Below are 19,945 nucleotides of genomic sequence, written 5' to 3'. Positions count from 1 at the left end.
GTTTGAAATATGGGGGAATCTATTGTACAAATTACAATCAGCAGGGTAATAAGGCTTGATTGTGTGCGATTCGAGATTCAGATGATCAGGTGAATAAATGATGAGATGAAAAAGCTGATCCTAAGTTTAGCATAGCCTCTTAAGAGATCGTTTCCTGCGTTCCGGCTTGTTTCGCCTTTTGCTTCTCCTTGAACCTTGGACCTACGTAATTCTTCTTACGGTCCCTAGCCAGAATCCAGCCACCAAGGAAAGTCATGCCAGCTGCGAAGAGCAGCAATCCACCACCGAAATGCAGCCAAGCAAAGTGGGGCACTACAGAATCATCACCATGCATGGATATGTAATCAAAAATATCATCCTTCATCATGAGGAAGCCCTTCATTGCTATTAAGCCCGGAAACACAAGAATAAGGATGGCAATGAAGCGTGAAATTAACAGTTTCATAAGTGTCTCCTACCCCTCTTAGCCCTTTAGATTCACCCATATGATAACGCTTTAGCAAGAAAAAGTCCATTTGCATATGACGTTTATAAGTTTTGTAATAGAGCAAAAAGAGAGTACAATATACTAAGTAAAATGAACTTACGTGTAATGACTGGAGGATACATATCATGACAATTTCATGTGACGTGGCCATACTTGGCGGAGGTACTGGAGGGTATGTGGCGGCTATTCGCGCTGCACAGCTTGGAAAGTCCGTTGTCGTCATCGAAATGGACAAACTGGGAGGAACCTGTCTGCATCGGGGCTGCATTCCTAGTAAATCGCTGCTCCGTAGTGCAGAGGTATATGCTGAAATCAATGAGAGCGAGAGCTATGGCATTGAGACAAGCGGTGTACAGCTGGTATTCCCAAAGGTACAGAAACGCAAAGAAGCTGTAGTTGAGCAACTTCATCAAGGCGTACAATATTTGATGCGCAAAAATAAAATACAAGTTGTCAAAGGTAAAGGGCGCGTAACGGGTCCTTCTATTTTTTCTCCGCGCAGCGGTGCTGTAGCTGTGGAACTGGAAGATGGGGAGATGGAAACAGTAGTTTCCAGCCATCTTATTATCGCTACGGGCTCACGCCCCCGAGTATTGCCTGGTCTCGAACCAGACGGGAAAGTGATTCTTAGCAGTGATGAAGCTCTCACACTCGAAGAGCTCCCATCCTCTATCATTATTGTGGGCGGCGGTGTAATTGGGGTCGAATGGGCTTCAATGCTGGCTGATTTTGGAGTGCAGGTAACTGTGGTTGAAGCTGCAGGTCAGTTATTGCCTCAAGAGGATGAAGAGATAGCTAAGGAACTGCAACGGTTGTTGAAAAAGCGTGGGGTTAAGGTACTGACTGAAACTACAGTGGATGCTGCAACCTGCCAGGTAACGGAGGATGGAATTTCGATCGAAGCCCGTAAGGGAGAGCAAAGTCAAAGCCTAATGGCAGAAAAATTGCTTGTATCCGTAGGCAGAGTGGCCAACATCGAGAATATTGGTCTGGAAAACACAGACATTCGCTTTGACAAAGGGATTATTGCTGTAAACGCTAGTATGCAGACGGCAGAGCCGCATATTTATGCCATTGGCGACTGCATCGGTGGGCTTCAATTGGCTCATGCAGCCAGTCATGAAGGGATAATGGCGGTTAACCATCTATCTGGTGAGAAGCTACATCCTTATCATACACATTTAGTACCACGTTGTGTCTATACTCGGCCTGAGGTAGCAAGTGTGGGCTACACCGAGAAGGAAGCTAAAGAGCTTGGACATGATGTAGTGATTGGCAAGTTCCCATTCTCGGCCATTGGTAAGGCAATTGTATATGGCCAGAAGGATGGATTTGTCAAAGTTGTAGCGGATCGTAGCAGTGGAGATATTCTTGGTGTGCAGATGATTGGTCCTCATGTGACGGATCTAATTGGAGAAGCGGCCTTGGCACAGCTACTGGATGCAACACCTTGGGAGATTGGTGAAGCTATACATGCTCACCCTACCCTTTCGGAGATTATCGGAGAAGCAATGTTAGCTGTGGATGGAAGATCTATTGGATTTTAGTTTTTCTTAGCTTTTCTTTTTGGGTAGAAAGGGATTATAATATACTCAAGTCAAGTCTTAGTACCAGGTTTTAAGATCAGGGCATAATTGGTCTTAATTCCTGTAAGACTTCAGGCTTTATGAATAAGGAGGTATCTCTTTATGGAACCCCAAGGTACTGTAGAAACGATTAACAGACATAAGCAGCTTGGACTTAGTGACGGCCAGGTCATCGATATGTACAGATATATGTCGCTCGCTCGTAAATACGATGAGCGCAGTCTGCTGCTTCAGCGCGCTGGCAAGATCAACTTTCATGTCTCCGGTATAGGCCAGGAGGCGGGTCAGGTGGCGGCGGCGTTCGCGCTGGACCGGCAAAATGATTATTTTTTACCTTATTACCGCGATTATGCTTTCGTGCTCTCAGTGGGTATGACTACACGCGAACTTATGTTGTCCGTATTCGCTAAGGCAGAAGATCCAAACAGTGGTGGGCGGCAAATGCCGGGTCACTTTGGCAGCAAACGTCTGCGTATTGTGACAGGGTCAAGCCCTGTAACCACGCAGGTCCCTCATGCGGTTGGCTTTGCTCTGGCGGCCAAAATGCAGAAGAAGAAATTCGTCTCCTTTGTAACCTTCGGTGAAGGTTCCAGCAATCAGGGGGATTTTCATGAAGCTTGTAACTTTGCCGGAGTGAATAAGCTGCCGGTTATTATCATGTGCCAGAACAATCAGTACGCAATCTCTGTTCCTGTTCATAAACAGTTAGGCGGCAAGGTTAGCGACCGTGCGCTGGGTTATGGATTTCCTGGTGTGCGTGTAGACGGAAACGATCCGCTTGAGGTTTATCGTGTCGTTAAGGAAGCGCGGGAAAGAGCCCTCGCGGGTGAAGGTCCTACGCTGATTGAAGCGATGATGTACCGTTTGTCTCCACACTCCACCTCAGATAATGATCTGGCTTACCGGACCAAAGAAGAGGTTGATGAGAACTGGAAGAAGGACGGCGTAGCAGGATTCCGTAATTACTTGATCGGTCTGGGATTGTGGAGTGACGAGCAAGAACAAGATCTTGCTGCTGAATGCAATCTTGAGCTTAAAGCGGCTATCGAGTATGCCGATAATGCTCCGTTCCCGAAACCGGAAGACACACTGCTGCATGTATACAGTGATTCCGACCTCAAAGGAGGGGCATAAACCATGGCTATAATGGAATATATCGATGCCATCAGGCTCGCGATGAAGGAAGAAATGGAGCGCGATGATTCCGTGTTCGTGCTTGGTGAGGACGTTGGTCTCAAAGGCGGCGTATTTACCACAACTAAAGGTCTACAGGAACAGTTTGGCGAAGAGCGGGTTATGGATACACCCCTCGCTGAATCAGCGATTGCTGGTGTAGCCATCGGAGCAGCTATGTACGGAATGAAACCAATAGCTGAAATGCAATACTCCGACTTTATGCTTCCGGCGACGAATCAAATTATCAGTGAAGCGGCTAAAATCCGCTATCGTTCAAATAACGATTGGAGTTGCCCGGTTGTCATTCGTGCTCCTATTGGCGGCGGGGTGTTCGGCGGTTTGTATCATTCACAGTGTCCAGAATCGATTTTCTTTGGTACACCTGGATTGAAGATTGTAGCGCCTTACTCCGCTTATGATGCTAAAGGATTGCTGAAGGCAGCCGTACGTGATCCTGATCCGGTGCTTTTCTTTGAGAACAAAAAGTGTTACAAGCTGATCAAGGAAGAAGTGCCGGAAGGGGATTACACCGTTCCAATTGGCGAAGCTAATCTGCTGCGTGAGGGAACGGATATTACGGTGATTGGCTACAGTCTCCCGCTGCATTTTGCTATGCAGGCTGCGGAAGAATTGGAACGCGAGGAAGGAATTACAGCACATATTCTTGATCTGCGTACCTTGCAACCGCTGGATCGTGATGCGATTATTGCTGCTGCCCGTCAGACCGGTAAGGTATTGATTGTGCATGAAGATAATAAAACAGGCGGAATTGGCGGCGAAGTGGCGGCCATTATCGCTGAGCATTGTCTGTTCGAGCTGGATGCACCAATCTTCCGTCTTTGTGGTCCCGATGTTCCGGCGATGCCAATCAGCCCGCCAATGGAGAAGTTTTTCATGCTAAGTAAAGAAAAAGTGAAGGCGGAAATGCTCCGGCTGGCACAATATTAATTTGTTGAGTAGATGCGAAGCTTCCTAAAACTCAGGTGATGCTGACGAAGCTTCGTAAAACTTTAAGAATATGCTTACGAAGCAAGTTTTACTATGTAGTCTTTCTAAGAGTCAATGCTTCGTAAAACTTTTAAGGGAGTGAAAAGATGTCTGACAACCAAAAGTTGACTGACGTGATCATGCCGCAGCTGGCGGAATCGCTAGTATCGGCGACGATCGGCAAATGGCTGAAGAAACCGGGCGATCCGGTAGAGCAATACGAACCAATATGTGAGCTTATTACAGATAAAGTAAATGCGGAATTACCTTCAACGATAGATGGAGTTATGGGTGAACTATTGGCGGAAGAAGGCCAGGTTGTCAATGTCGGCGAAGTCATTTGTCGTATAGCCGTGCCTGTGACTGCATCTGCTGCTGCAAACGTGACTAACACTAACACAGTTGCAGCTAATTCCTCTAATAATGTTGCAGGACAAAGTGCGATTTCAACTGCTGGCGATATGATGCGTGCACGCTATTCTCCTGCGGTACAGACTTTGGCTGCTGAACATAACATCGATCTGACTTTAGTTGCTGGTACTGGTATGGGTGGTCGGATTACCCGTAAGGATGTGCTGACTTTCCTCGAAAGCGGCGGAGCTAGATCTGCTGCTTCGATTTCTGCTAGCCAGCCTGCCCCAATGGCGTCACAACCGCCTGCTCCACAGTTCGTTCAAGCCCAAGAGAAGAAGGCAGAAGAGCCACTTCGCCATTCGGGTCTACACTTGAGCGAATCTCCTCGTATTCCAACAATTGAAGTTGAGGGTGGCAGAGGCAGCAGTTCTGAATACCTGATTGATGTAACGCCAATCCGGAATACAATTGCTACAAGAATGCGTCAAAGTGTCTCTGAGATTCCGCATGCTTGGACAATGATTGAGGTAGACGTGACTAATCTGGTCGCACTGCGCAATAAACATAAGGATGAGTTCAAGCGTAAAGAAGGTATCAATCTAACCTATCTGGCTTTCATGATGAAGGCTGTTGTGAGTGCGATTAAGGATTACCCGATTATGAACTCTGTCTGGGCTGTAGACAAAATTATTGTCAAACGTGATATCAATATCTCGTTAGCGGTAGGTACAGAAGATTCGGTTATCACTCCTGTGATTAAGAAGGCTGATCAGAAAAATGTCGCTGGGTTGGCTCGTGAGATTGATGAATTGGCACAAAAAACACGCGAAGGCAAACTGAGCCTGGAAGATTTGCAGGGAGGGACTTTCACTGTAAATAATACAGGCTCGTTTGGCTCCATTCTTTCTTATCCAATCATTAACTATCCACAGGCAGCGATTTTAACATTTGAATCGATTGTAAAAAGACCTGTGGTCATTAACGATATGATAGGTGTGCGATCAATGGCTAATATTTGTCTGTCGCTCGATCATCGGATTCTGGACGGAGTCATTTGTGGTCGTTTCTTGCAACGCGTCAAGGATAATATTGAAGGATATACCCCGGATACGAAACTTTACTAAAATAATAACGAGCCAAACTGTGCAGGCATGAGACTGAAAAAGGGGACCTGACGGTATGAATAATTCGGATATTCGTAAGCTGCAGATTTCATATGACCCTATTATGGAGTATGGGACGGCCTGGGAGCTGCAAAAAGAAAGTGTGCATGCCATTGATTCTGGCGAGCAGCCGGAGAGACTTATTCTTTTGCAGCATCCGCCTACCTATACTATTGGTTCACAAAATCATCCTGAACATCTTCTCTTGGATCATGAGCAGCTCGAAGAAAAAGGAATCGCGCTGTTTGAAATCGATCGCGGAGGAGATATTACATATCACGGACCCGGTCAGCTTGTAGGTTATCCGATCCTTAAGCTCGGAGAAGATGGCAAAGTGGATTTGCATGGGTACTTGCGCAGTCTGGAGGCTGTTATTATTGATTATTTGGCATCCTACGGTATTGCCGGAGATCGTAAACCGGAGTACACCGGAGTATGGGTTGGCGATGAGAAGATCTGTGCTATTGGTGTGAAGTTTAATAAAAGTAAATTTAGAAGAGGTTTTATTACCAGTCATGGTTTTGCTTTTAACATTTCTGAGGGGATTGCGGCGCGCGGGTTTCAAGGGATTATTCCATGCGGGATCACCGATTTTGGGATAACTTCTCTAGAGGAATGTGCAGGTCGTCGATTTGAGCTTCAAGAGGTGGCTAGAGAGCTGGTTCCATACTTCTTGAAACATTTCCCATATGAAGAGCTGATGGATACTTTCTGTGATATGGCAAAGGTTGATTAGGAACAAACGTGCAGGCCAAATAGCGGCAAGGAGTTCCTAGCCGCTATTATTAATGCTTCCTGAGCAATGTTTAACCTGCAAGGAACGGCTCGATAACCATAAAGAGCGTAGAGGCAATCATGGCAAACAACATGACGTAGATGAAGATCTTGAACCATTTATTACGTTGCATGGGTAACTCCTTTAGATTTAGTTTAAGTTATTAACATGAAGATGGTAATCCGTACAACCATTGTACCGTATTCACGAAAGAGAGGGAAGTCCAGTGATTTCACAAGACCGATTGATTCAGGAGTTTATGGAACTTGTCCAAGTTGATAGCGAAACAAGAAATGAACGGCAGATTGCCGATGTCCTTAAGAGTAAGTTTAACGAACTGGGTTTAGAAGTGCTCGAAGACGATTCCCAGGAAAGAACCGGACATGGAGCAGGTAATCTATTCATTACCTGGCCAGCTGAGAATGGAGGAGCTGCTCCAAAGCTTCTGTTCACTTGCCATATGGATACGGTTGTTCCCGGACAAAATATCAAGCCTACACTTGGTTCAGATGGATGGATTACAAGTGATGGCACTACGATTCTTGGAGCTGATGATAAAGCAGGACTTGCTGCATTGTTCGAAGCCATTCGTGTGATCCAAGAGCAAAAGCTTCCGCATGGTCAGATTCAATTCGTGATTACAGCGGGTGAAGAATCTGGATTGCTGGGCGCACGTTCGATGGATCCAAGCAACTTGGATGCAGACTTCGGCTTTGCACTTGATTCCAATGGTGAAGTTGGTGCGATTGCGGTCGCAGCACCGACACAGGCTAAAATCACGATGCAAATCTTTGGGAAATCGGCTCATGCTGGCGTGAACCCAGAGGACGGCATCAGCGCAATTCAAGTCGCTAGCAAAGCGATTGCAGCCATGAAGCTGGGTCGTATTGATAATGAAACCACAGCGAATATTGGAAAGTTCGCTGGCGGCGGCCCAACGAATGTAGTGTGCGATCACGTCCAGCTGGATGCAGAAGCACGCAGTATTGTGCAGGAGAAGGTTGGCGATCAAATCGCTTCGATGCGCGAAGCACTCGAGACAACTGTGCGGGAATACGGCGCAGAATGCGAATTCCGCAGTGAAATCATCTACCCTGCTTTTAGCTTTAATGAACATGATCCGGTAGTGCAGCTTGCACAGCGGGCCATTACTTCTATGGGGCTTACTCCACGTCTGTTCCACTCTGGCGGAGGTAGTGACGCGAACGTGTTCAACGGTCTAGATGTTCCGACTGTTAACCTTGCAGTGGGTTATGAACATATCCATACTACCAAGGAACGGATTAAAGCCGAAGATATCGTTAAAGTGGCTGAACTCGTTGTGAATATTGTAAAAGAGAGCGTAAAGGGCTAACCACCTTATAAAACAGCAGAGCAGCGATTCTACCGTAACGGAGGATTGCTGCTCTGTATTTTTTATGTCGAGTTAGTGTAGCTATATTTAGAGCAATCCAAAAAAGTCATGCGACCTCTAACGCTGCTTTTGGCGAGTCTCGAAGTAGAAATTTTCGGAATCCCCGGATGCCACCCCTCTCTTGAGGCTAAAAGACCCAGATGACGCTAAAAGCAAAATTATCGCCATTTGAGAAGAGTTTCGGACACCAGCGCAGCTATTCCATAAGAAGAGGAGCATATAGTGTGTTTTTCGTGCCGATAGCTGCAATGGGGTCCGATAGAATCGTAAAAGTGGGGAAAAGGTGTGTTTAAGTGCAACTGTGTCCGATAGCGCCAAGTCCGCCCCTCTCTTGAGGCTAAAGGACCCAGATGACGCTAAAAGCAAAATTATCGCCATTTGAGGAGAGTTTCGGACACCAGCGCATCTATTCCATAAGAAGAGGAGCATATAGTGTGTTTTCGTGCTGATAGCGTCACTGGGGTCCGATAGCATAGCAAAAGTGCGGAAAAGGTGTGTTTAAGGTCAACCGAGTCCGATAGCGTACAAAGGTAGGCGCAATAGCAACCTAATCAAACAACTTGTGCTAGATATCAGCATCGTGAGCGATCAACAAGTTATGTATGATGCCAGCATCGTAAGCCCATTAGTTGCTTAATCAATCAACCTGTGCCCAATACCAGCGGCCTAAGCAATTCCCCCTAATCGGGGCGACGCAAAAAGACTGGGGTGCCCCAGTAGCCATTTCATGGCTTTTGAGACACCCCTATAGTTGTGTGAACATGTATGGCTAAGTCCCAAAGGAGAGGATGAATTCATCCTGCCTTGGACGGAAGAATTGCGGATTGATCGTGCAGGGAAAGAATGTATGCCAAGGGCATATCGCGCCCATACTGCTGGATCCATCCAGCCAAGATGGCCTTTATTTCCTCCGGCTTACCTACCATCATCACTGCGGATGAGCTTGTACGGCTGAAGATTTCGTTCATCTGAAATTCCTTCTTTCCCTTTAAGTTTGCTATAATACACCGTATGCACAATAGAGAAAAAGGAGACCAGAAACTTTATGGGAGAACAACATTTGCACAGCAAACCCGAGCTTGATGAAGTGACATTGTCTACACAGCCTGTTTTTGATGGGAAGATTATATCTTTGCAGGTGGACACAGTGAGACTGCCTGATGGAAATACTGCGACACGTGAAGTTGTGAAGCATCCCGGCGCTGTAGCGGTGCTTGCTTTAAATAACAATAAAATGCTTGTTGTAGAGCAATACCGTCAGCCCATGCAACGCACTGAGGTGGAAATTCCTGCTGGGAAGCTGGATAAAGGTGAAGATCCATTAGTTGCGGCTGGTCGTGAACTTCAGGAAGAGACTGGATTTCACAGTGGAGATCTGAAATTGCTTAAATCTTTCTATACTTCTCCCGGCTTCGCCGATGAGATTATTCATTTGTATGTGACTACTAACGCTCAACCAGGGGACATGTCACTGGACGAGGATGAATTTCTAGAGGTTTCGGAGCTTACCCTGGAGGAAGCGTATCAATATATGGCTGACGGGCGCATCGCGGATGCAAAAACGATGATGGCAGTGTACGCTTGGCATCTATACACGCTGACAGGCCAATGGAATTAACAACTGAACTGAAGAGTTTCTATTGCGATTTGCATGTTCATATTGGGCGAACGTCGGAAGGTCAGGCTGTCAAAATTAGCGGCAGCCGCGAGCTTACCTTTGCGGGCATTGCCAAAGAAGCTGCAGAGCGCAAAGGACTAGAAATGATCGGTATTATAGATAGTCATTCACCTGGCGTCCTGCGGGATATTCAGCGGTCTTTGGAATCTGGAGAGATGACATTAGCTGAAGGTGGAGGCATTGCTTACCGAGGGACTACGATCATTCTGGGAACAGAGATTGAAATCCGCGAGCCAGGGCGAAAAGAGTGCCATGTGCTCGCTTACATGCCGGACGTGGAACGCATGACCGACTTTAGTGCGTGGATGAGCCGCTATATGCGGAACGTGAATCTAAGTTCCCAACGCCTGTATGCTCCGGCTAGGGAGCTTCAGGATGAGATTTACGGCCGGGGAGGCATTCTTATCCCTGCACATATTTTCACGCCTCACAAGGGCTTGTACGGCTGTGCTGCCGAGCGTATGGCGGACATCTTTGATCTGGACCGCATAGCTGCGGTTGAACTTGGGCTGAGTGCAGATTCCGAAATGGCTGGATATCTCTCTGAGCTGGATAATTTCACGTTTCTAACCAACTCAGATGCGCATTCACTGGGTAAGTTAGGGCGTGAGTATAATGTGATGGAGCTGGCACGGCCTTCGTTCGCTGAACTGCGGCTTGCACTGGAACGTAAAGATGGGCGGAAGGTAAGTGCTAATTTCGGACTTAATCCGCGGCTTGGCAAATACCACCGGAGCTATTGCGGGGGCTGTGGCAGTATTATTGATGAGGCTTATGTCAACTCGGACCGTTGCCAATATTGCGGCAGTCTTAAGCTGGTTAGAGGTGTCTTCGACCGGATCCTAGATATTGCGGACCGCAAGACCCCGTTAGTGCCTGCTGACCGTCCACCCTATCATTATCAGGTTCCGCTTGAATTTATCCCGGGGTTAGGGAAGGCGAAGATGAACGCGTTACTGCAAGCGTTTGGAACTGAGATGAACATTTTACATGGTTGTGGTGAAGCGGAAATTGCCAGCGTTGTAGGTGCGGATCTGGCGTCGATGATCGTCCAGGCCCGCTCTGGAATTTTGGAGCTATCAGCAGGCGGTGGCGGGACGTACGGTAAAGTGGTTCAGCCCATAAAGTAGAGTCATTACCTGAAGGACAAGTCATATCGCGGGACGTTTTCTCATATGGTGTAACATGTAACCGGAAAGGGGAACGTCCCAAATGCGTAATTTACGGCTGATGATGAAGGAACAGACGCCTCTGTATATTTTTGTCGGCGTATTATTTCTGGTAGGTGTTGTATTTGGAGCTCTTATCGTTAGTGCGCTTACGATGGATCAGCAGCAGGAGCTGGGGGATTATCTGGGGAATTTCTTTGTTACGGTTGATCAGCAAGGTCTGCCAGCCGCACCTGATTCGTACTGGAGTATAGCGGCCTTGAATCTGAAATGGATCGGACTGATCTGGATTCTTGGGCTGTCGGTCATTGGGCTGCCGGGAATTTTGATTCTTGATTTTTTAAAAGGGGTACTGATTGGTTTTACGGTTGGCTGTCTGGTTAGTCAATATTCTTGGCATGGGATGTTGTTCGCGTTAGTCTCTGTGGCTCCACATAATCTGGTGCTGATCCCTGTGCTGCTGGTAAGCAGTGCAGCTGCGATAGCTTTTTCCTTGCAGATGATCCGCAGCCGGGTGATGGGACAGCGCCGGACGCCAGTGACTCGTCCTTTTACCATGTACACTATATTGTCATTTGTGATGGCGCTTTTGATCCTGGGTATTTCATGTTTTGAGACTTGGGTTACACCAACCATGATGCGTTGGGTCACGCCTTCACTTGTACAAGCGGTGACGACCTTGACTGTGCAGTAAAAGCGTTTGACTTCTGAAAGCGACACCCCCTATAATGGAAGAAGTGGTTTGAAGACCGGTGCGGTAATTATCCAAGGGGGAGGGAGACAGGTGGAAGCACGGATAGACAAGATTAAGCAACAGTTACAATCCCAAGGATACAAGCTTACACCCCAACGGGAAGCGACCTTAAGAGTGCTGCTGGAGAATGAGGAAGATCATCTTAGCGCGGAAGACGTATTTATGCTCGTGAAGGAGAAAGCTCCCGAGATCGGTCTTGCGACTGTGTATCGTACCCTCGAACTTCTCAGTGAGCTTCATGTCGTAGAAAAGATCAATTTCGGCGACGGTGTAGCCCGGTATGATTTGCGAACAGATACTGCGAAGCATCATCATCATCACTTAATTTGTGTGCAATGCGGCAGTATGGATGAGATTCGCGAGGATTGGCTCGGTCCGCTGGAAGAACGACTGGAGAAAGAGTTTAATTTCACAGTGCTTGATCATAGACTTGATTTCCATGGGATTTGCTACCGCTGTACTGATAAGAACAATACAGACGGAAATCCATCCTAAAGTTATCTTATATTAAGAATTAACTTCACAAGTCCTCCCCGGTTCCTATACCGGAGGGGGCTTTTTAAATGATTAGTCTATTAGAGCCATACATATCAGCCTTTTTTGGAGCATAAAATGAAGGACGAGCAGAATTCATTTATATGTAATAGGAGGCGTCCTTATGATTGTTTCTGTGCCCAAAACAGTGCGTAAGCTGTATTTTATGATCATGTTTGTGGCTCTGAGCTATTTACTCTACTATGCTATGAGCTGGTTAGGGGAATGGCTCAGTCCGATAGAGAACTATGGAATTCCTGAAGGCACCGCTGTTCGGGCATTTGATCACGCCGAGGTTGGTGATGATGGTCTGGATGCACGGCAGCGCTTGCGTTTCTATTACTGGTTCGGAGAATGAAAGCTACGCAGGAAGCAGGAACAAGCGAGAAGAATGTCGAAGAAAGCTAGGGTGGATTTATGCAGAGTAAGCGTTGTGTACACATCTGCTGAAGCCTCATGCTGAATGTGCTGCAGGAAGACACTAAGAGTAGCTGCGCCAGGACAGGAGCGTGAAATAATGAAGTCACACTTGCAGCCTTTTTTACATTATTTGTCCGGAGATAAAGGCTTGTCCCCGAATACACTGGAATCTTACGGTAGGGATGTATCGCAGTTTCTAGAGTTTGCTGAAGAGCGGGGGGTTGAGCAGCCCGAAGAAATCCGAAGATCTCATGTGATGTTATATCTTGGCTCCTTACGCGGAGCGGGAAGAGCCACTGCAACGCTCAACAGAAACGCGGTGTCCCTGCGGACCTTTTTTCATTATTTGCTGAAGGAACGTTTAATTGAGCAGGATCCAACACTGGACATGGAAACCATGAAGCCCGATAAGAAGCCACCTATGGTGCTTGCGGTTTCGGAGGTTGAGCGGCTGCTAGCTGCTCCAGATGTGAGTACAGCACAAGGGATGCGCGATAAGGCTATGCTGGAATTGCTCTACGCAACGGGGATAAAGGTTTCTGAATTAATTTCTCTTAACGTAGACGATGTGCATACAGACATGAAGTTTGCGCGTTGTACAGGGACTTCGGGTAAGGAACGAGTGGTTCCCATTGGAACCATTGCTGCAGAGAGTGTAGCAGCTTACACTTCTCTTATGCGGGACAAGCTGCTTCGTGATCATCAGGAGGAGCCGGCCATGTTCCTGAATAGCCTAGGTGGGCGTTTAACCCGCCAGGGGTTCTGGAAAATCATAAAAAAATACGCTCGGGAAGCAAACATTGAGCAGGATATTACACCGCATACGCTTAGGCATTCCTTTGCCGCCCATTTACTGGAAGGTGGAGCGGATTTGCGTTCCGTACAACAAATGCTGGGTCATGCTGATATTTCGACGACTCAGATTTATAACGGTATCGCGCGTAAGAATATGAAGGAAGTATATGAGAGCCATCATCCCAGAGCTCGCTGATCATGCTTCAAAGATGCTTTTTGTGAGTAAGATAGTTATGATGGAATCATACTTATAGGATAGACTGGGGAATGGGTAATTTTCCACAGGTTATCCTTTGGCAGAAACGGATACCTGACAGGCGATACATTGTATCGCTAGCTACGGAAGCGTCTGACTTCCGGGAGAAGGTACAGCCGTTTCTTCTTGTTGGTGCAAACGAATGAACGAACGATCTATATTAAAAAAGGAGTGAAGACAATATGTCCTCATTTAAACGAATTGGTTTTATTGTTTTGGATAGTGTAGGTATCGGAGAAGCTCCAGATGCTGCGAATTTTGGTGATGCAGGGTCGCATACGCTTGGCCATATTTTGAACCGTGTTGCCGGATTAAAACTGCCTAACCTTCAGCAGTTAGGATTAGCTAATATTGCTCCGCTGCCGCCACTTGAACCTGTAGCTTCACCAACTGGATATTATGGCAAGATGCAGGAAGTATCTGTAGGTAAGGATACGATGACCGGGCACTGGGAGCTGATGGGGCTGAAAATTGAGGTTCCATTCAATACGTATCCGGATGGATTTCCGGCAGAATTGATTGAGAAATTCGAAGCAGCAACTGGCCGGAAAGTGATCGGTAATAAACCGGCTTCCGGTACGGAAATTTTAGTTGAATATGGCGAAGAGCAGATGAAGACCGGAGCTTGGATTGTGTACACCTCTGCGGACAGTGTATTCCAGCTTGCGGCACATGAAGATATCATTCCACTGGAAGAGCTATACAGCGCGTGTAAAATCGCCCGTGAGCTAACTATGGCTCCTGAATTCTCCGTAGGGCGCGTTATTGCTCGTCCATATGTTGGCGAACCAGGAAAGTTCGTACGGACCTCGAATCGCCATGATTATGCCGTGAAACCACCGGAACCAACGGTAATGAATTCGCTGGCTGATATCGGAAAAGATGTTATCGCGGTAGGAAAGATCAACGATATTTTCACAGGTGAAGGGGTTACAGCTTCTTACCCTACGAAGAGCAATGAACATGGTATCGAAGTTACCATTGAGCAGCTTCGCCAACCGTTCAACGGGTTGCTGTTCACGAATCTGGTGGATTTTGACTCTTTATATGGACACCGTCGCGATCCGGAAGGATACGGTCATGCACTGGAAGTATTCGATCAGGCGCTGCCTGAAATTCTATCCACGCTTGGTGAAGATGACCTGTTGATTATTTCAGCAGATCATGGGAATGATCCAATCCATAGTGGAACAGATCATACTCGTGAATATGTGCCGCTGCTTATTTACAGCCCACGCCTTAAGCATCCAGATAGCTTGGGTATTCGTGAGACCTTCTCGGATGTTGCTGCAACCATTGCTGATAATTTCGGTGCGAAGGCGCCGCAGTATGGGACAAGCTTTTTAGCGAAACTGCAATGAAAGAATGTGGGTTGCGCCACAACATTCATTAAGGAGGATCATCCATAGCATGTTAACTCAAAAAGAAATTCAAGAAGCAGCCATTTATATAAAAGACAAATGTCCGGTGGCTCCGGAAATTGGATTGATCCTTGGTTCAGGACTCGGTGTGCTGGCAGACCTGATCACCGATGGGATCAGCATTCCATATGATGAGATTCCTCACTTCCCTGTGTCCACTGTAGAAGGGCATGAGGGAGAACTGCTGATCGGTATGATTGAAGGACGCCGTGTCGTGATGATGAAGGGCCGCTTTCATATGTATGAGGGTTATGGACCGGAGGTTACGGCATTCCCTGTTCGGGTTATGAAAGAACTTGGTATAGCCAGCCTATTAGTAACTAATGCTGCTGGTGGAGTGAACACAGATTTCACGCCGGGCGATCTTATGCTCCTTACGGATCATCTGAATATGACGGGACGGAACCCGTTAATAGGACCTAATGATCCTGCACTGGGCGTGCGCTTCCCGGATATGTCAACCGCTTATAGCCGCCGCCTGATCAAGGTAGCGAAGGAAACGGCAGCGCAGCAGAATTTCGAATTCAAAGAAGGTGTATATGCAGGTCTGCTGGGACCTTGCTACGAAACACCTGCTGAAATCGTAATGCTTCGTCATCTGGGGGCTGACGCTGTTGGCATGTCTACTGTGTCGGAAACCATTGTTGCCCGGCATGCAGGTATCGAGGTATTGGGTATCTCCTGTATTACTAACATGGCTGCGGGAATCCTGGATCAACCGCTCAACCATGAAGAGGTTATGGAAACTGCAGATCGTGTGCGTGAGCGTTTCCTGAGGCTGGTGTTGGGCTTTATTCCGAAAATGTAATTTCGGATACTGCATTTTGAATTTTTGGGAGGTCCAATCTATGACACAAGTGAATGAGCTTGAGCCATTGACGTTTGAACAGATAATGAAGGTAACTAATTTGACTAGACCAAAATTTATCGGACTTGCTCGCGCAATTGTCCGTGAAGTGCAGGTGTAATATGAGAGCTGTAGATATTATTCAGAAAAAAAGAGATGGTGGAGAGCTGAGTCGTGAGGAAATTTCCTTTTTAATTCAGGGCTACAGTAAAGGTGAAGTGCCTGATTATCAGCTCTCTGCATGGGCAATGGCTGTTTATTTCCAAGGCATGAACGCGCGGGAAACCGGCGATCTAACGATGGAAATGGCGATGTCCGGCGATCAAGTAGATCTTAGCCCAATCGCAGGTATTAAGGTCGATAAACACTCCACAGGCGGAGTGGGCGATAAAACAACTGTAGTATTGGCACCCTTGGTAGCTTCTGCTGGAGTACCGGTAGCGAAGATGTCCGGCCGCGGACTTGGGCACACTGGAGGCACGCTCGATAAGCTGGAGTCCATCAGTGGTTTCTCTATCGAGATGGCTCGTGAGCGTTTCTTTGACCAAGTAGGGGAGATCGGGGCTGCCGTGATCGGCCAGTCGGGCAACATTACACCCGCAGACAAAAAGCTGTATGCCCTTCGGGATGTAACAGCAACAGTTGAATCCATCCCCCTTATTGCAAGCTCTGTGATGAGCAAGAAGATTGCAGCAGGTGCGGATGCGATCGTGTTGGATGTCAAAACAGGCAGCGGTGCTTTTATGAAGACGCTGGATGATTCTATAGCACTCGCTCAGGCGATGGTTGACATTGGAACGCATCTGGGTCGCAATACCGTTGCGATTATCAGTGATATGGACCAGCCGCTTGGTTACGGGATCGGAAATGCGTTGGAAATTAAGGAAGGAATCGAGACCTTGAAGGGTCACGGTCCGAAGGATCTGCAGGAGGTCTGTCTTATTCTGGGCAGCCAGATGCTTGTTCTTGGCGGCAAAGCCAAGGATGAAGCGGAGGCACGTTCGATTCTTATGACGCATATTGAAGATGGCAGTGCGCTAGAGAAGTTCAAACAAATCGTGAAGGCACAAGGTGGAGATGTATCGCAAATTGATTCTCCGGAGAAGCTCCCTACGGCTAAGCGATTCATTGAAGTGAAAGCAAAAACCAAAGGGTTCATAGAAGGGATTCAGGCCGAGGAAATTGGCGTTGCGGCTATGCTGCTTGGAGCTGGACGTGAAACTAAGGAATCCGTAATCGATCTGGCTGTGGGAATTCAACTTTCTAAAAAGGTTGGAGATGCTGTAGAGATCGGCGAGACGCTTGCAGTCTTGCATATCAATGATGCCAGTGAGAAGAAAGTAGAGGAAGCTGAAGGTAAGGTGTTAGAAGCCTACCGTATCACTTCTGAACCTGTTCCTGCCCAACCTCTGGTATTTGCACTTGTTACTAAAGATGGGGTAACACGGTACTAGTCAAGGCAACATAAATATTGTCTTGGCTATGGCCGTAAACAGACAACAAAGCAGCGATCCTCCCATATCGGGAAGGTCGCTGCTTTGCGTTTTGTTCAATGGTGCAATATTTATAACTGATTATTGATCTTATTGAAAATCTGCGAAGCCCCGCTGCTTGTATTACATAATACGACTACAGTCTCGCCACTAGCTGGATAGATAGCCGACCGGAAGGAAACACCGGGATCATAGCCCATAATGTGAAATTTGAACACTTTTTCTTCGCGGAGGGTAATCCATACACCATAACCATAATAGCCTTCGCCATCCACATGTACATGGGGAGTAAGCAATAATGAAGTGAGTACTGGACTCAATAATGTATGGTTCATTAACCCGCTCCAGAATAGCTGCATGTCGGGGGCAGTGACGAAAGCACCACCGTCAGCGCCTCCCTTTACCGGGATTGAGTAGATGTTGGTTCTCCAGTTCCCGTTCTCTTCCTCTATGTATCCTAGTGCACAGTTGGCAGGTAAGGCATCTAACGTAAAGTAACCGGATTGCTCCATTCCGCAAGGCTTAAAGATGTGCTGCTCTACATAATCGGAAAAAGACATTCCACTCAGCTCCTCTACCAGAAGGCCTAGCGCGATATAGCCGGCATTATTGTAGTGGAAACGTTCGCCAGGGGTCCACATCATGGGAAGAGTCCGGAACATCGGCACAAAATCCTCAAGCTGTCGCAAGGTGTACATAGGCCGTGCCTTCCACAGATCCTCGAAATCACCCATAATTGTTTCATCAAAATAATCCGGAATACCAGAGCTATGCGTAAGCAGCTGATGTATGGTGATGTCGGGACTAAAGAGAGGGAACTCTACCTTTTTCAGATAATCTAATAGTCTACTTTCAAAAGAAATCAATCCCTGATCGACCAGCTGGCAGACAGCGATCGCGGTAAATATTTTACACCCGGAAGCAATGCCGAACCGAGTATGAATATTGTTTTCGCGCTTATCCGACTTATTGGCATAACCGTAACAACTGCTGATGACTTTTTTATCAGGTTGTTGTACCCGCACTACACCAGAGAAATTGTTCTGTTTAGCTTCTGCTTCAATACAATCTGCAAGGTGGTTCATCTGTATATTCACTCCTCTATAAGCAGTTAAGTTCTTAAATACCATTCGTTAAAATATTACATTTTCCTTTAAAGGGGGGTTAAATGAGTACGGAAAAATTGGAAATACTTAAAAATTGAATTAACTTTTGATCTCCCCTATAATAAAAATGCTCTGCAACTGCTGCTGGGCTTTTTTTTATTGACAACATCATTACTTCTTGCGATAAATTATTATAGTTATTTACTTGGAAATGGAATAATTTCCACCCTTTCTGACGAAACTGGAACACAGTACCTGTGATATGAAGGTTAACGTTCAGGAGGGGAACCATTGTGAGAAAAATGCGTTTTGCTGTGCTTGTGCTCTGTATCGTTGTGTCGGTTCTAGGACCGATGTCAGGTGCTTATGCTGAGGAAAAAAGCAAGGATTCTGGCAGTAATGCTGCCGCTGTAGATCTTGCGCCTGGTGCGCGTTCTGCGATTTTGATGGATGCAGGCACTGGCACTATTATTTATGAAAAGAACAGCCATGATAAGCTGCCTCCCGCAAGTATTACGAAGATTATGACGATGCTGCTTACGGTGGAAGCACTGGATGAAGGAAGACTGCAACTGACGGATAAGGTGCGCACGAGTGAATATGCCGCATCGATGGGCGGATCGCAAATTTTCCTGGAGCCTGGTGAAGAAATGTCGGTGGATGAGATGCTCAAAGGCATCGCTATGGCCTCCGGTAATGATGCATCTGTGGCAATGGCAGAGAAAATAGCGGGTTCGGAGAGCGCTTTTGTCGATCTGATGAATAAAAGAGCGGAAGAGCTGGGTCTGAAAGATACCCACTTTGCCAATTGCAACGGTCTTCCAGCTGCTAATCACTATTCCTCAGCCTACGATATTGCGGTAATTAGCCGGGAGCTTTTAAAGCATGATAGAATTATCAAATATACCGGTTCCTATCAGGATTATCTGCGTAAGGATTCCACCAAACCATTCTGGTTGGTAAACACGAACAAGCTTGTACGTTTCTATACAGGCGCTGATGGACTGAAAACAGGATATACCGCTGAAGCAAAATTCTGCTTATCCGCTACGGCTGCAAGAGACGGTCTGCGTGCTGTTGCTGTTGTGCTGGGTGAGCCGAACACGAAGACACGTAACAGTGAAGTGTCGGGCATGTTTGACTATCTCTTTTCGCAATATAAGATCCACACTATTCACAAAGAAGGGGACGCTATCGGTACCCTTAAGATTGAGAAGGGTGTGAAGTCCGAGCTGCCGATTACGGCGAAAGAGACGTATAGTGTTCTTTTGAAAAAAGGTGTGACGCAAGAAGGCATTCGTCACGAACTAGTACTTCCAGAAAGCGTGAAGGCACCAGTGGCTGAAGGCCAGTCCATAGGCAAGCTGGTTGTCTACCAAGGAACCCAAGTGATTAAAGAGTATGAACTTAAAGCAGGGGAAGCTGTGGCAAAAGCAGGCTGGTGGAAGCTCTTTAAACGTACAACAGGCTCGATGTTCGGCATGGATTAAAAAGAGCTTTTTTGTAGATTGCGCCCATGTGCTTTGTAGA

The 19,945-nt window shown here is 46.9% G+C and carries 20 protein-coding genes; 16 read left to right on the top strand and 4 right to left on the bottom strand.

What is annotated here, in order from left to right; translation table 11 throughout:
- Nucleotides 1-139: 139 nt before the first annotated feature.
- The gene (locus NSQ55_RS21160) at nucleotides 140-445 is read right to left on the bottom strand and encodes a DUF2627 domain-containing protein (protein ID WP_076129486.1); all 306 of its coding nucleotides are present in this window, start codon (nucleotides 443-445) and stop codon (nucleotides 140-142) included.
- A 167-nt stretch (nucleotides 446-612) separates the two neighbouring features.
- Here NSQ55_RS21160 and lpdA point away from each other — a divergent pair, with 167 nt between their 5' ends.
- The 5 genes from lpdA (at nucleotide 613) to lipB (ending at nucleotide 6,489) form a co-directional block, all read left to right on the top strand.
- Nucleotides 613-2,034 (top strand): dihydrolipoyl dehydrogenase, encoded by a 1,422-nt coding sequence (gene lpdA / locus NSQ55_RS21155; RefSeq protein ID WP_076184136.1) that lies wholly within the window; start codon nucleotides 613-615, stop codon nucleotides 2,032-2,034.
- Nucleotides 2,035-2,175: 141 nt separating this feature from the next.
- Nucleotides 2,176-3,207, top strand: a complete 1,032-nt coding sequence (locus NSQ55_RS21150) for a thiamine pyrophosphate-dependent dehydrogenase E1 component subunit alpha (protein ID WP_076184133.1) — start codon at nucleotides 2,176-2,178, stop codon at nucleotides 3,205-3,207.
- Nucleotides 3,208-3,210: 3 nt separating this feature from the next.
- Complete coding sequence (locus NSQ55_RS21145) at nucleotides 3,211-4,197, top strand: alpha-ketoacid dehydrogenase subunit beta (RefSeq protein WP_036676034.1); 987 nt, start codon at nucleotides 3,211-3,213, stop codon at nucleotides 4,195-4,197.
- 146 nt (nucleotides 4,198-4,343) lie between these two features.
- Nucleotides 4,344-5,714, top strand: coding sequence for a dihydrolipoamide acetyltransferase family protein (locus tag NSQ55_RS21140; RefSeq protein ID WP_339168959.1), 1,371 nt, complete (start codon nucleotides 4,344-4,346; stop codon nucleotides 5,712-5,714).
- 55 nt (nucleotides 5,715-5,769) lie between these two features.
- Nucleotides 5,770-6,489, top strand: a complete 720-nt coding sequence (gene lipB, locus NSQ55_RS21135) for a lipoyl(octanoyl) transferase LipB (protein WP_076219292.1) — start codon at nucleotides 5,770-5,772, stop codon at nucleotides 6,487-6,489.
- Nucleotides 6,490-6,559: 70 nt separating this feature from the next.
- Here lipB and prli42 read toward each other — a convergent pair whose 3' ends face one another.
- Entirely contained in the window at nucleotides 6,560-6,661 is a 102-nt protein-coding gene (gene prli42, locus NSQ55_RS21130) for a stressosome-associated protein Prli42 (RefSeq protein WP_094872112.1), read from the bottom strand.
- A 93-nt stretch (nucleotides 6,662-6,754) separates the two neighbouring features.
- On the opposite strand from prli42, the gene NSQ55_RS21125 reads away from it, so the two are divergent.
- On the top strand, nucleotides 6,755-7,882 hold the full coding sequence (locus NSQ55_RS21125; protein ID WP_076129490.1) for a tripeptidase T: 1,128 nt from the start codon (nucleotides 6,755-6,757) through the stop codon (nucleotides 7,880-7,882).
- Nucleotides 7,883-8,736: 854 nt separating this feature from the next.
- On the opposite strand, the gene NSQ55_RS21120 is transcribed toward NSQ55_RS21125, so the two are convergent.
- On the bottom strand, nucleotides 8,737-8,910 hold the full coding sequence (locus NSQ55_RS21120; RefSeq protein WP_162636775.1) for a hypothetical protein: 174 nt from the start codon (nucleotides 8,908-8,910) through the stop codon (nucleotides 8,737-8,739).
- Nucleotides 8,911-8,987: 77 nt separating this feature from the next.
- On the opposite strand from NSQ55_RS21120, the gene NSQ55_RS21115 reads away from it, so the two are divergent.
- The 9 genes from NSQ55_RS21115 to NSQ55_RS21075 all read left to right on the top strand — a co-directional run bounded on the left by NSQ55_RS21115 (nucleotide 8,988) and on the right by NSQ55_RS21075 (nucleotide 17,270).
- Complete coding sequence (locus NSQ55_RS21115; protein ID WP_036676048.1) at nucleotides 8,988-9,560, top strand: NUDIX hydrolase; 573 nt, start codon at nucleotides 8,988-8,990, stop codon at nucleotides 9,558-9,560.
- Nucleotides 9,551-10,750: an endonuclease Q family protein gene (locus NSQ55_RS21110; protein ID WP_339168952.1), complete on the top strand. Its 1,200-nt coding sequence runs from the start codon at nucleotides 9,551-9,553 to the stop codon at nucleotides 10,748-10,750. The genes NSQ55_RS21115 and NSQ55_RS21110 overlap by 10 nt, the downstream gene beginning before the upstream one ends.
- An 82-nt stretch (nucleotides 10,751-10,832) precedes the next feature.
- Entirely contained in the window at nucleotides 10,833-11,483 is a 651-nt protein-coding gene (spoIIM, locus tag NSQ55_RS21105; RefSeq protein WP_036676050.1) for a stage II sporulation protein M, read from the top strand.
- A 90-nt stretch (nucleotides 11,484-11,573) separates the two neighbouring features.
- Nucleotides 11,574-12,038 (top strand): Fur family transcriptional regulator, encoded by a 465-nt coding sequence (locus NSQ55_RS21100; RefSeq protein WP_036676051.1) that lies wholly within the window; start codon nucleotides 11,574-11,576, stop codon nucleotides 12,036-12,038.
- A gap of 163 nt (nucleotides 12,039-12,201) precedes the next feature.
- Nucleotides 12,202-12,435, top strand: coding sequence for a DUF4227 family protein (locus NSQ55_RS21095; RefSeq protein WP_036676052.1), 234 nt, complete (start codon nucleotides 12,202-12,204; stop codon nucleotides 12,433-12,435).
- Nucleotides 12,436-12,594: 159 nt separating this feature from the next.
- Nucleotides 12,595-13,488: a site-specific tyrosine recombinase XerD gene (gene xerD, locus NSQ55_RS21090; protein ID WP_076129493.1), complete on the top strand. Its 894-nt coding sequence runs from the start codon at nucleotides 12,595-12,597 to the stop codon at nucleotides 13,486-13,488.
- 242 nt (nucleotides 13,489-13,730) lie between these two features.
- Entirely contained in the window at nucleotides 13,731-14,909 is a 1,179-nt protein-coding gene (gene deoB, locus NSQ55_RS21085) for a phosphopentomutase (protein ID WP_339168947.1), read from the top strand.
- 49 nt (nucleotides 14,910-14,958) lie between these two features.
- Nucleotides 14,959-15,777, top strand: coding sequence for a purine-nucleoside phosphorylase (locus tag NSQ55_RS21080; RefSeq protein WP_280753006.1), 819 nt, complete (start codon nucleotides 14,959-14,961; stop codon nucleotides 15,775-15,777).
- Between the two features lie 161 nt (nucleotides 15,778-15,938).
- Complete coding sequence (locus NSQ55_RS21075; protein ID WP_036676056.1) at nucleotides 15,939-17,270, top strand: pyrimidine-nucleoside phosphorylase; 1,332 nt, start codon at nucleotides 15,939-15,941, stop codon at nucleotides 17,268-17,270.
- 110 nt (nucleotides 17,271-17,380) lie between these two features.
- On the opposite strand, the gene NSQ55_RS21070 is transcribed toward NSQ55_RS21075, so the two are convergent.
- Nucleotides 17,381-18,394, bottom strand: a complete 1,014-nt coding sequence (locus tag NSQ55_RS21070; RefSeq protein WP_339168944.1) for a serine hydrolase — start codon at nucleotides 18,392-18,394, stop codon at nucleotides 17,381-17,383.
- A gap of 374 nt (nucleotides 18,395-18,768) precedes the next feature.
- Between NSQ55_RS21070 and NSQ55_RS21065 the strand changes: the two genes are divergently transcribed.
- Entirely contained in the window at nucleotides 18,769-19,905 is a 1,137-nt protein-coding gene (locus NSQ55_RS21065) for a D-alanyl-D-alanine carboxypeptidase family protein (RefSeq protein WP_235219379.1), read from the top strand.
- Nucleotides 19,906-19,945: the final 40 nt, after the last annotated feature.

This window comes from Paenibacillus sp. FSL H7-0943 (assembly GCF_037963265.1).
GTDB classification, from domain to species: Bacteria; Bacillota; Bacilli; order Paenibacillales; family Paenibacillaceae; genus Paenibacillus_AQ; species Paenibacillus_AQ odorifer.
The sequence above is the reverse complement of the archived record's forward strand: the minus strand, read 5'-3'. Positions and strand labels throughout refer to the sequence as shown.